Source organism: Streptomyces neyagawaensis, from assembly GCF_023516595.1.
Taxonomy (GTDB): domain Bacteria; phylum Actinomycetota; class Actinomycetes; order Streptomycetales; family Streptomycetaceae; genus Streptomyces; species Streptomyces neyagawaensis.
Genome location: NZ_JAMGBG010000001.1, coordinates 356,291 through 368,160 on the forward strand (window position 1 = coordinate 356,291; position 11,870 = coordinate 368,160).

At 72.3% G+C, this 11,870-nt stretch carries 8 protein-coding genes; 3 read left to right on the forward strand and 5 right to left on the reverse strand.

What is annotated here, in order from left to right; genetic code table 11:
• Window positions 1–145: 145 nt before the first annotated feature.
• Window positions 146–604: an ATP-binding protein gene (locus M8J73_RS01510; protein ID WP_055542697.1), complete on the forward strand. Its 459-nt coding sequence runs from the start codon at window positions 146–148 to the stop codon at window positions 602–604.
• A 58-nt stretch (window positions 605–662) separates the two neighbouring features.
• Here the strand turns inward: M8J73_RS01510 and argF are convergent, their stop codons facing one another.
• Entirely contained in the window at window positions 663–1,670 is a 1,008-nt protein-coding gene (gene argF / locus M8J73_RS01515; protein WP_055542694.1) for an ornithine carbamoyltransferase, read from the reverse strand.
• Between the two features lie 144 nt (window positions 1,671–1,814).
• Window positions 1,815–3,038: an arginine deiminase gene (locus M8J73_RS01520; RefSeq protein ID WP_055542695.1), complete on the reverse strand. Its 1,224-nt coding sequence runs from the start codon at window positions 3,036–3,038 to the stop codon at window positions 1,815–1,817.
• Window positions 3,039–3,185: 147 nt separating this feature from the next.
• Here M8J73_RS01520 and M8J73_RS01525 point away from each other — a divergent pair, with 147 nt between their 5' ends.
• A complete protein-coding gene (locus M8J73_RS01525; protein WP_055542696.1) occupies window positions 3,186–4,301 on the forward strand; it encodes an SPFH domain-containing protein in 1,116 nt (371 codons plus the stop codon).
• Window positions 4,298–5,197 (forward strand): hypothetical protein, encoded by a 900-nt coding sequence (locus tag M8J73_RS01530; protein ID WP_249828130.1) that lies wholly within the window; start codon window positions 4,298–4,300, stop codon window positions 5,195–5,197. The genes M8J73_RS01525 and M8J73_RS01530 overlap by 4 nt, the downstream gene beginning before the upstream one ends.
• A 220-nt stretch (window positions 5,198–5,417) precedes the next feature.
• On the opposite strand, the gene uppS is transcribed toward M8J73_RS01530, so the two are convergent.
• The 3 genes from uppS to M8J73_RS01545 form a co-directional block, all read right to left on the reverse strand.
• Window positions 5,418–7,205: a polyprenyl diphosphate synthase gene (gene uppS, locus M8J73_RS01535; RefSeq protein WP_055541829.1), complete on the reverse strand. Its 1,788-nt coding sequence runs from the start codon at window positions 7,203–7,205 to the stop codon at window positions 5,418–5,420.
• A gap of 190 nt (window positions 7,206–7,395) precedes the next feature.
• Window positions 7,396–9,966, reverse strand: coding sequence for a polynucleotide kinase-phosphatase (locus M8J73_RS01540; RefSeq protein WP_055541828.1), 2,571 nt, complete (start codon window positions 9,964–9,966; stop codon window positions 7,396–7,398).
• The gene (locus tag M8J73_RS01545) at window positions 9,963–11,636 is read right to left on the reverse strand and encodes a 3' terminal RNA ribose 2'-O-methyltransferase Hen1 (protein ID WP_249828131.1); all 1,674 of its coding nucleotides are present in this window, start codon (window positions 11,634–11,636) and stop codon (window positions 9,963–9,965) included. Before M8J73_RS01545 ends, M8J73_RS01540 begins: the two co-directional genes overlap by 4 nt.
• Window positions 11,637–11,870 lie beyond the last annotated feature (234 nt).

Genomic DNA, 11,870 nt, shown 5'->3' on the forward strand with positions numbered 1-11,870 from the left:
CTCCGTCGTGAGCGGCGCGGCGTCGGTAGGGGTACATCGCCCGACAACGGGGCCGAAGGTCCCGCACGGCGCCCGGCGAGTGATCGCGTAGGGGCGCGCCGTACCATTCGTAACGCTGAAAGCAGGACGAGCCATGACCTGCTCCATGAACGGATCCACCACCTTGCACGAGCCCTCCACCCCCTCCTCCTGGCGCATCGCGCTGCCGCACACGGCTGCGGCCGTGCCCGTGGCCCGCGCGCTGGTCCGGACGGCTCTGACCGACCTGAAGCACGGGACGGACTGCGACACGGCGGAGCTGCTCACGGCGGAGCTGGTGGCGAACGCGGTGGAGCACGCGGCGGGGGACGGCCCGATAGAGCTGGTCGTGGAGCTGCTGCCGTCCGGCTGCACGGTCGAGGTGCACGACCCGGACCCGGCACCGCCGGGCGACCTCACGGCGCCCGGGTACGACGAGCCGGACCCCTGGCAGGAACACGGCCGGGGCCTGCTGCTGATCCGAGCCCTCAGCTCGGCCTGCGGCCACCGCCCGACCAGCTCCGGCAAGGCGGTCTGGTTCCGCCTCCCGTCGGTGCCGCACCAGCGGCGGCCGGGGATGATCTGAAGCGCCCTCGCGAACGAGCGGTCGCACCGCGGGCCGCCGCCCAGCCGGCAGGCCCCGCTCAGGCCAGGGTCGCCACCAGGACCGCCTTGATCGTGTGGAGTCGGTTCTCCGCCTCGTCGAAGACGACCGAGTGCTCGGACTCGAAGACCTCGTCGGTCACCTCCAGCGAGTCCAGACCGTGGCTCTCGTGGATCTCCCGGCCGACCTTCGTGCCCAGGTCGTGGAAGGCCGGCAGGCAGTGGAGGAACTTGACGTCGGGGTTGCCGGTGGCGCGCAGGACGTCCATGGTCACCGCGTACGGGGAGAGCGCGGCGATCCGCTCGTCCCAGACGGACTTCGGCTCGCCCATCGACACCCAGACGTCGGTGGCCACGAAGTCGGCGCCGCGCACCCCCTCCTCGACCTGCTCGGTGAGCGTGATCCGGGCCCCGCTGATCTCGGCGAGCTTGCGGGCGTGGGCGACGATCTCCTCGGCGGGCCAGTAGGAGCGGGGGGCGACGATACGGACGTCCATGCCGAGCAGCGCGCCGGTGACCAGGTAGGAGTTGCCCATGTTGAAGCGGGCGTCCCCGAGGTAGGCGAAGGCGATGCCGGTCAGCGGCTTGTCGCTGTGCTCGGTCATGGTCATCACGTCGGCGAGCATCTGCGTGGGGTGCCAGTCGTCGGTGAGGCCGTTGTAGACGGGCACCCCGGCGTACGCGGCGAGCTCCTCGACGTTGGCCTGGCTGTCGCCGCGGTACTCGATCGCGTCGAACATCCGGCCGAGCACCCGGGCGGTGTCCCGGACGGACTCCTTGTGCCCCATCTGCGAGCCGGACGGGTCGAGGTAGGTGGTCGAGGCGCCCTGGTCGGCCGCGGCGACCTCGAACGCGCAGCGGGTGCGCGTCGAGGTCTTCTCGAAGATCAGCGCGATGTTCCGGCCCGTCAGGCTCCGGGTCTCCGTCCCCGCCTTCTTCGCCGCCTTCAGTTCCACGGCCAGCTCGATCAGCCCACGGAACTCCTCGGCGGTGAAGTCGAGCTCCTTGAGGAAGTGGCGCCCGGCGAGGGCGGGGAGGGCGGTCGCCATGAGGACGCTCCAGGGTCGGTCGGGGACGGGAGGACTGCGGGACGGCTGGAAGTCTATACGATGTTCCACATTTCTATACAGGCCCCGCCGACCTCCCCATGGGCCGCCCACACAGGCAGGCCCGCCAACCTCCCCGTGGGCCGCTCACACGGGCGCCCTCTCCACCGGGCAGCTCATACAGCGCGGACCACCTCTCCCCCGCCCCAGCTCGCTCCCGGGGATCTCGATCACCTCGATGCCCCGCTTGCGCAGATGCGTGTTCGTGGTGACGTTCCGCTCGTAGGCCACCACCACCCCCGGCTCCACGGCCAGGACGTTGCATCCGTCGTCCCACTGCTCGCGTTCGGCGGCGTGGACGTCCTGGGTGGCGGTGAGCACGCGGATCTCGTTCAGCCCCAGGGCGGCGGCGATCGCGCGGTGCATGTGCTCGGGCGGGTGGTCGGTGACCTTCAGCTCCTTCTCGCCGACGCCGGGCTCGATGGTGTACGAGCGGAGCATGCCGAGTCCGGCGTACTGGGTGAAGGTGTCGCCGTCGACCATCGTCATGACCGTGTCGAGGTGCATGAAGGCACGGCGCTTCGGCATGTCCAGCGCGACGATGGTCCGCGCGGAACCGGCGGCGAACAGCTTGTGGGCGAGCATCTCGACGGCCTGCGGCGTGGTCCGCTCGCTCATACCGATGAGGACGGCGCCGTTGCCGATGACGAGGACGTCGCCGCCCTCGATGGTGGAGGGGTAGTCGGCCTGCCCCTCGGACCAGACATGGAAGTCCTCACCGCGGAAGAGGGGATGGTGCCGGTAGATCGCCTCGAAGTGGACCGTCTCGCGCTGACGGGCCGGCCAGCGCATGGCGTTGATGGACACCCCGTCATAGATCCAGGCGGAGGTGTCACGGGTGAAGAGGTGGTTGGGGAGCGGGTCGATGAGGAAGTCGTCCAGCTCCATGACGTGGAAGCGGACGCTCGTCGGCTCCATGTACGCGTCGAGGAACTCCCGTTTGGTCATCCCGCCGATCAGCGCCTCGACCAGCTCACCCAGGGGCAGGGACTCGAAGACGGCCCGGAGGTGGTCCGTGGCGAGCGGGCCGTACTCCTTCTCGTCGAAGACCCGGTCGAGGACGAGTTCGCGGGCCTCGGGGACTCGCATGGCGTCCGTCAGCAGATCACCGAAGAGGTGGACGGCGACTCCTCGATCGCGCAGCACGTCCGCGAAGCCGTCGTGCTCCGCGCGCGCCCGGCGCACCCACAGCACGTCGTCGAAGAGGAGCAGGTCCTTGTTGCTGGGGGTGAGCCTTTTGAGCTCTAGATCAGGCCGGTGCAGGATGACGCGGCGCAGCCGCCCGGCCTCGGAGTCGACATGGAATCCCATGCCTCCATCCTGACCATTCGTGCGTGCGTTCACCCACAGGTCGGCCGAAACGATTCCTCGATCTCGTCTCCTTGACGATAATCAGCCCGAGGCATTATCGTCTACCTGACGCGAACGAGTCCATGGGGACGACGAGGGGGATCATTCATGGCCGACATCACCAGACGGTTCGGCTGGCGGCATCTGCGCGGTGCGCCCACCGCGCACATCCGTCACCACCGCTCGGGACGACTCGTGCACGACGGCCCGGGGCTGAGCTTCTGGTACCGGTCGCTGACCGCCGCGCTGTCCGAGGTCCCGGTCGACGACCGTGAGCTGGCGATGACCTTCCACGCCCGTACCTCCGACTTCCAGGACGTGGCGGTGCAGGCGACGGTGACCTACCGGGTCAGCGACCCGGCGATCGCCGCCGCGCGGCTCGACTTCTCCATCGACCCCGACACGGGCGTCTGGCGGGGCGCTCCCCTGGAGCAGCTGTCGACGCTGCTGACGGAGACGGCCCAGCAGCACGCCCTGGACGTCCTCGCCCGTACGTCGCTGTCGTCCGCACTGGTCGACGGGGTCGCGGCGGTACGGGAGCGGGTGGCGAGCGGCCTCGCGGCCGAGCCCCGACTGCCGGCCACCGGCATCGAGATCGTGGCCGTACGCGTGGTGGCGCTGCGGCCCGAGCCGGAGGTGGAGCGGGCCCTGCGGACGCCCGCGCGGGAGCAGATCCAGCAGGAGGCGGACCGGGCGACCTACGAACGCCGGGCCGTGGCCGTCGAACGGGAACGGGCCATCGCGGAGAACGAACTGGCCAGCCAGATCGAACTCGCCCGGCGCGAGGAGCAGTTGGTCGAACAGCGCGGGACGAACGCGCGCCGCGAGGCCGAGGAGAAGGCCGCCGCGGACGCCGTGAAGGCGGGCGCGGAGGCGGCCCGGACGCTGCGGCTCACCGAGGCGGAGGCCGCACGCACCGTGCAGCTCGCCGAGGCGGAGGCCACGCGGAACGTCCGGCTCGCCGAGGCGGAGGCGGACCGGCAGGTCAAGCTCGCGGAGGCGGAGGCCGCCGCGGCGCGGGCCGTCGGCGCGGCGCGGGCCGAGGCGCAGTCGGCGTGGCTGCGGGTGCACGGTGAGGTGGACGCGGCGACGCTGCACGCGCTGACCGGGACGCGGCTCGCGGAGAACCTGCCGCGGATCGAGAGCGTGACCGTCTCGCCGGACGTGCTGACCGGGCTGCTGGCGAAGCTGGGCGGGGCGGGCGGTTCCGGGGAGACCGCGTGAGTCTCGCGCCACGGGTGGTGCTGGTCCACCGCACCACCGAGTACGAGGAGTTGGTGGCCCGGCACGGCACGCACGGCCAGGCCGCCTTCTTCCTGACGTCACGTGGGCGGGACATCGAGGACGTGGCCGAGCGGCACCGCCGGGAGCGGCGGGCGCTGGCCGAGGTCACGTCCTCGGTGCCGCTGACCTGGCGTCAGGCCCACGTGGAGCGGGCCGACCTGGACCGGTTCCTGTTCGCTCCCGAGGACGTCGTGGTCGTCGTCGGGCAGGACGGTCTGGTGGCCAACGTGGCGAAGTACCTCGCGGGGCAGCCGGTGCTCGGGGTCAACGCCGATCCCCGGCGGAACCCGGGGGTGCTGGTCCGGCACGGGGTCGCGGACGTGGGGAAGCTGCTCGCCTCGGCGCCGGGGCGGGGGGCGGCGGTGGACGAGCTGACCATGGTGGAGGCCGTCGCCGACGACACGCAGCGGCTGGTGGCGCTCAACGAGGTCTATCTGGGCGCGGCGGGGCACCAGACCGCGCGGTACCGCCTGGGGCTCGACGGCGACAGGGGTGCCGTCGAGCCCCAGGCCTCGTCGGGGGTGCTGGTGGGGACGGGGACAGGGGCGACCGGGTGGATCCGGTCGGTGTGGCAGGAGCGTGCGAGTCGGCTGGAGCTGCCGGGGCCCGGGGAGGCGCGGCTGCTGTGGTTCGTGCGGGAGGCGTGGCCGTCGCCGGTGACCGGTACGTCGATGGTGGCGGGGGCGCTGGGGGCGGGAGCGCGGTTGCGGCTGACCGTGGAGTCGGATCGGTTGATCGTGTTCGGGGACGGGATGGAGGGGGACGCGTTGGAGTTGACGTGGGGGCAGACGGTGGAGGTGGGGGTGGCGGGGGTGCGGTTGCGGCTTCTGGGGTGAGTTCTCGCCCCCACCGCCCCTACCCGTCCCGTCCTCCAGGGGGGGCTGCGCGCCCCTTCGACCCCGCGTCGCCTCGGGGGCTGCCGTGTGCCCCTGCCGGGGAGTGCGCGTGCCTGTGTCTGCGGGTTCGTGGGGGCTGGTCGCGCAGTTCCCCGCGCCCCGGGAGGGCGGGGGCTGCGCCCCCTGCCCTCCGTGCCTTCCGTACCTTCCCTCGGCCCCGCTACTTCGTTTCCGTTGCCGCTCCCTTGCGGCGTTTTCTCTGGGTGTAGGTCTCCAGGGCCTGCCAGAGGTCTCGGCGGTCGGCCTCCGGCCAGGGGGTGTCGGTGAAGTGGAGTTCGGCGTAGTGGGCGTGCCAGGGGAGGAAGTTGGAGATGCGGAGTTCGCCGCTGGTGCGCCACAGGAGGTCCACGTCGGGCATGGCGTGGTGCGGGAGGTGCGCGGCGAACTGCTGCTCGGTGACGCGAGAGGGGTCGATGTCGCCGGCGAGGGCGGCGCGCGCGAGGGCCGCGCCCGCCTGGGTCAGTTCGGCGCGGCCGCCGTAGTTGACGCAGACGTTGAGGGTCAGGCCCGTGCGGTGGCGGGTGGCGCGTTCCTGGGAGCGCAGGACCTCGACGACGTCGTCCGGAAGGCCGTCCGGGGAGCCGATCCAGCGCAGGCGTACGTCGTGCTGGAGCAGTTCGCCGTCGAGGAGTTCGGCGCGCATGATGGCGAACAGCTTGGAGACCTCGTCGGGTGAACGCTTCCAGTTCTCCGTGGAGAACGCGTACACCGTCAGATGGCGCAGGCCGATCTCCAGGGCGCCCTGGACGACATCGCGCAGGGCGACCGCCCCGGCGCGGTGCCCCTCGTCGCGGGGCAGGCCGAGGCCGGTGGCCCAGCGGCCGTTGCCGTCCATGACGATGGCCACGTGGTTCGGGAGTTGGGCGGCGGCGATCTCGGGCGGGCGTACACCGTCGACGTGGGGGCGCGGCGGCAGCGGCGGCTCGGCGACCGGCACCGGCTGCCATTCGGGGGTGTGCTGCGCGGTGTCGGTGTCGGGGCCCGCGACCGGGCGTCCGCCGGGGGTGGCCATGGTGGGCGGCAGGGTCAGCCGCCAGATCGCGGCGGCGCGGGCGCGGGCCGGGCCGAGGACGCGCCACTGCTTGTGCCGGGGGACGCGTACGGGCCGGCTCAGCGCGGCGGGGCCCGCGCCTATGATCGCGTCCAGCTCCGCGGTGAACAGGTCGACGGTGGTGTCCAGGACGATCGCCGGCCCCAGCGGCAGGCTGCCGCGCAGGACCCGGCGGGCGCCCTCCAGCCAGGCGCGGGCCTCACCCGTGAGGTGGGCGATGAGCCGCCGGACGGCGGGGGTCCACCGGCGGGCGATCAGATCGGCCGGGGCGACCTGGAACCGGTCGAGCACCTCGGTCGGGAACCAGACGTGTCCCCCGTCCAGGTCCTCGGGCAGGTCGCGGAGCATGTCCGCGAGGAACAGACCCTCCACGAAACGGGTGAAGCCCGGCACGTCCCGCAGCCGTACCGGCACGGGCAGACCGCATCGCACCAGCAGCCGCATGAACTGCTCGGGCCAGCTGATGTTCTGGGCGTGGGACCGTTCCCGCCACTCCTGCCAGGTGGCGACGGACTGCCGGTCACCGTCCCGCTGGACCGCCTCCAGCGCGCCCAGCAGGTCCCCGAGGTCGAGCCCCCAGTGCCAGACCGCGTCGGTCAGCGCGAGCCGGATCGGGTCGTCGCTGGTACCGCTGGTGAGGTCGGCCTCCAGAGCCGCGCGCCACTCCTTGAGCCGGGCCGCGCGCTCCTCGGGGGTGCCGTCGGTGGAGTCGAGCAGGTCGTCCGCGTGGGCGAACGCCGCGTACAGGGCCCAGCAGGCGGGCCGGGCCGCCGGGGGCATCAGACCCATCAGGGCGTACTCGGTGGGCCGCGTCGTGCGGACCAGGCGGCGGCACTCGTCGTAGGCGGCGTCGAGTGCCGATCGCTGTCGCCCGGACTGCGCTGTGCTGCGACGCATGGGGTACCCCGCATACCTTCGAATGGAACCGATGGGACCGACCCGGGTGACAGCGATCGCCTGCGATTGGCTGCGATCGCTGCCCCCGGGCAGTGCCGGAACCGCTGAAACCATTCGAACGCGGAGCGCGGCCACGCCTGTCTGCGACATTATCAGCCGTAAAGTCGCCGCACAGGCGCGGGCCCGGCGGTCACAGCCGGGGGTCGACCGGCTCCGACTCCAGGGCCAGTACCCCGAACACCGCCTCGTGCACCCGCCACAGCGGCTCCCCCTCGGCGAGCCGGTCGAGGGCCTCCAGTCCGAGGACGTACTCGCGGATGGCGAGCGACCTCTTGTGGTTGAGGAAACGCCCGCGCAGCCGGGCCAGGTTGTCCGGACGGGTGTACTCCGGGCCGTAGATGATGCGCAGGTACTCCCGGCCCCGGCACTTGATGCCGGGCTGCACCAGCCGCCCCTGCTCCGTGCGGACCACGGCACCGACCGGCTTCACGACCATGCCCTCGCCGCCGCGGCCCGTCATCTCCAGCCACCAGTCGACGCCGGCGCGGACCGAGTCCTCGTCACCGGTGTCCACGAAGAGGCGCCGGGTGGTCTGGAGCAGTCCGCTGGCGTCGAACTCGACGAGCCGGTCGATCAGGGCGAGCTGCTCGTCGTGCGGCAGCGCGGCGAGGCTGCGGCCCTGGACGGCGAGGATCTGGAACGGGGCGAGCCGCACCCCGTCCAGGCCCTCGGTGGGCCAGCAGTAGCGCCGGTACGCCTCGGTGAACGCGGCCGCGTCGGCGGCCCGCTCCCGCTGCTTGTCCAGCAGCCCGCCCACGTCGACACCCCGCGCCGCCGCACCCTCCAGGGCGGCCAGCGCCCCCGGGAACACCGCGCCGGACGCGGCGCCGACCGCCGCGTACTGCGTGCGCAGCAGCCCGGACGCCTTCAGCGACCACGGCATCAGCTCGGCGTCGAGCAACACCCAGTCCGTGTCCAGCTCATCCCACAGCCCGGCCTCCGTCATGGCCTCCCGCACCCGGCCGAGGACCAGCTCGGTGCGGGCCTCGTCGTCGAAGAACGGGCGACCGGTACGGGTGTAGAGGGAGCCGGTGGGACCGTCCACACCGAAGCGGCGGCGGGCCGCGTCCGCGTCACGGCAGACCAGGGCGACGGCCCGCGAGCCCATGTGCTTCTCCTCGCACACGACGCGCGCGACCCCGTCCTCCTTGTACTGCGCGAACGCCTCCGCCGGGTGCTCCAGATAGCCCTCGACGTGCGAGGTGGCCGTCGGCGCCATGGTCGGCGGGAGGTACGGCAGCAGCCGGGGGTCGACGGCGAAGCGGCTCATGACCTCCAGGGCGGCGGCCGCGTTCTCCTCGCGGATCGAGACACGGGCCTGGCCGTCGTAGCGGGTCTCGACGATACGGCGGCCGTGCACGTCCGTCAGGGCCAGCGGCCGGCCCTCGTGGCCGCCGGGCGCCTCGGAGGCCAGCGGCCTCGTCGGCTCGTACCAGACCTGCTCCGCCGGTACGTCGACCAGTTCGCGCTCCGGCCAGCGCAGCGCGGTCAGCTTCCCGCCGAACACGGCACCCGTGTCGAGGCAGATGGTGTTGTTCAGCCAGGTGGCCTGCGGCACCGGGGTGTGGCCGTAGACGACGGCCGCGCGACCCCGGTAGTCCTCCGCCCACGGGTAGCGCACGGGCAGCCCGAACTCGTCGGTCTCCCCCGTGGTGTCGCCGTACAGGGCGTGGCTGCGCACCCGGCCGGAGGTGCGGCCGTGGTACTTCTCCGGCAGGCCGGCGTGGCAGACGACGAGCTTCCCGCCGTCGAGGACGTAGTGGCTGACGAGTCCGTCGATGAACTCCCGGACCTGCTTCTTGAACTCCTCGCTCTCGCCCTCCATCTGCTCGATGGTCTCGGCGAGGCCGTGGGTGTGCTGGACGCCTCGGCCCTTGAGGTAGCGGCCGTACTTGTTCTCGTGGTTGCCGGGCACGCACAGCGCGCTGCCGGAGCCGACCATGGACATCACGCGGCGCAGGACGCCCGGGCTGTCCGGGCCGCGGTCGACGAGGTCGCCGACGAAGACGGCCGTACGGCCCTCGGGGTGGACGCCGTCGACGTAACCGAGCTTGCCGAGGAGTGCCTCCAGCTCGTGGGCGCAGCCGTGGATGTCGCCGATGATGTCGAACGGGCCGGTGAAGTGGGTGAGGTCGTTGTAACGCTTCTCGGTGACGATCGTGGCGTTCTCGACGTCGGCCACGCCCCGCAGGACGTGCACCTTGCGGAAGCCCTCGCGCTCCAGGTGGCGCAGCGAGCGGCGGAGTTCGCGGGTGTGGCGCTGGATGACGCGGCGCGGCATGTCGGCGCGGTCGGTGCGGGCCGCGTTGCGCTCGGCGCACACCTCCTCGGGCACGTCGAGGACGATGGCGATCGGCAGCACGTCGTGCTTCCGGGCCAGGTCGATGAGCTGCTTGCGGGACTCCGACTGCACGCTGGTCGCGTCGACGACGGTGCGGCGGCCGGCGGCGAGCCGCTTGCCGGCGATGTAGTGCAGCACGTCGAAGGCGTCCTTCGTCGCGCTCTGGTCGTTCTCGTCGTCGGAGACGAGGCCCCGGCAGAAGTCGGAGGAGATGATCTCGGTGGGCTTGAAGTGCTTGCGGGCGAAGGTCGACTTGCCGGAGCCGGAGGCGCCGATCAGGACGACGAGGGAGAGGTCGGTGACGGGCAGGGTGCGCCCCTCGGCCTTCCGCACGCCGGTCTCCACGGTGGTGTCGCTCATGCCGCCTTCGCCTCCTTCTCGTTCCTGTCGCTGATGCTGAACACGGCCATCTGGGTGGGTGGCCCCACCTCCGGGTCGTCGGGTCCGACGGGCACGAACGCGACGTCGTAGCCGTGCCGTTCGGCCACCGTGGCCGCCCAGGCGCGGAACTCCTCGCGCGTCCACTCGAAGCGGTGGTCGCCGTGGCGGACGTGGCCGGCCGGGAGGGTCTCCCAGCGGACGTTGTACTCGACGTTCGGGGTGGTCACGACGACGGTCCGGGGGCGGGCCGAGCCGAACACGGCGTACTCCAGGGCGGGCAGCCGGGGCAGGTCGAGGTGCTCGATGACCTCGGAGAGCACGGCGGCGTCGTAGCCCTTGAGCCGGTTGTCGGTGTAGGCGAGGGAGCTCTGGAAGAGCTGCACGCGCGAGGCCTGCCGCTCGCCCATGCGGTCGAGCTTGAGACGGCGGGAGGCGATGGTGAGCGCGCGCATCGACACGTCGGTGCCGACGATCTCGGTGAACCGCGGGTCCTTGAGCAGCGCCTGCACGAGCTGGCCCTGCCCACAGCCGAGGTCGAGCACCCGGGCGGCACCGGTGTCCTTCAGCGCGGCGATGATCGCGTCGCGGCGGAGCGTGGCGAGGGGGGTGGGTTTGTCGGCGGTGTCGGGGTCGGCGTCGGCCGCGTCGGCGCCGGTTGAGCCGGCACCGTCGTTGGTGGAGTCAGTGGTGGCGGAGGCGGCGGTGGCGAGGTGCGCGGCGTCCGCGGCGGCACCGTCGTGCTCGCGGGCTCCCGCTCCTTCCGCGCCCTGGAGCGCCTCGACCGCCTCGGCTGCGTCCGCCGCGTCAGCCGCCTCCGTCTCCCCCGGCTCCTCCGGATCCTCGACGGCGTTGTCGATCTCCTCGACCTCGCTGTCGTCGGCCTCGGCCAGCCGCACGAGTTCCAGGCGCTCCATGGCCTGGCGGGTCAGGGACCAGCGGCGGGAGAGATAGCGGCTGGTGATCAGCTTCTGCTCCGGGTGGTCGGGCAGCCAGCCCTCACCGGCCCGCAGCAGCTTGTCGACCTCGTCGGACGACACCCAGTAGTGCTTGGCGTCGTCGAGGACCGGCAGGAGGACGTACAGGTGGCGCAGTGCCTCGGCCAGGGTCAGGGACTCCGACTCCAGGACCAGGTGGACGTAACGGGAGGCGCCCCACTCCGGGAACTGCGTGTCGAGCGGGACCGCCTCGGCGGTGACTGTCCAGCCGAGCGGCTCGAACAGCTTGGCGACGAGGTCGGGGCCGCCGCGGGCGGGCAGCGCGGGTATCTCGACGCGCAGGGGGCGGGCCTCCCCCGGGGCGTCGGGCCGGGCGGTGCAGCGGCCGCTCATCGCGCTGGAGAAGACGCTGCTCAGCGCGACGGCGAGCAGGGAGGAGGCCGCGTACGGGCGGTCGTTGACGTACTGGGCGAGTGCCGCGTCCGGGGCGCCGCCGCGGCCCTTGCCCTTGCCCCGCCGGACCAGGGCCACCGCGTCCACCTCCAGCAGCAGCGCGGCTGTGCACCGCTCGACGCCCGCCTCTGGGTAGAGGACGTGCGCCTTGCCGTAGGACGTGGAGAACGCTTGCGCCTTGTCGGGATGCTTGTGCAGCAGGTAACCGAGGTCGGTCGCGGGGCGCTCTGGGGTGCCGGTGGTACTGATCGTCAGGAACACGGGGGTTGGCCTCGAGTCGGGTTGGAAGTGTCCGTACAACCTACAGAGAACGTGCTCTGGGCAGGGAGTATTTTCGGCCCAGGCCGGTTTGACGGCCGGTGGGCGGGACCGGCCGCCACACCGTCCTCGTGCGGGTTGTCGAGGCGCCGTGTTCGGGTGTCAGGCGGCGAAGCCGCTGTCGCCGTGGATCGAGGCGTCGGGCAGCGCGGGTGGGGGCGGAGGTCGCGTGCGACG

Excerpts from the sequence above, each read along its gene's own strand:
- M8J73_RS01520 (WP_055542695.1), bottom strand. The coding sequence starts at position 3,038 with ATGGGATTCCATGTCGACTCCGAGGCCGGGCGGCTGCGCCGCGTCATC.
- M8J73_RS01510 (WP_055542697.1), top strand. The coding sequence starts at position 146 with ATGAACGGATCCACCACCTTGCACGAGCCCTCCACCCCCTCCTCCTGG.
- M8J73_RS01525 (WP_055542696.1), top strand. The coding sequence starts at position 3,186 with ATGGCCGACATCACCAGACGGTTCGGCTGGCGGCATCTGCGCGGTGCG.
- argF (WP_055542694.1), bottom strand. The coding sequence starts at position 1,670 with ATGGCGACCGCCCTCCCCGCCCTCGCCGGGCGCCACTTCCTCAAGGAG.
- M8J73_RS01540 (WP_055541828.1), bottom strand. The coding sequence starts at position 9,966 with ATGAGCGACACCACCGTGGAGACCGGCGTGCGGAAGGCCGAGGGGCGC.
- uppS (WP_055541829.1), bottom strand. The coding sequence starts at position 7,205 with ATGCGTCGCAGCACAGCGCAGTCCGGGCGACAGCGATCGGCACTCGAC.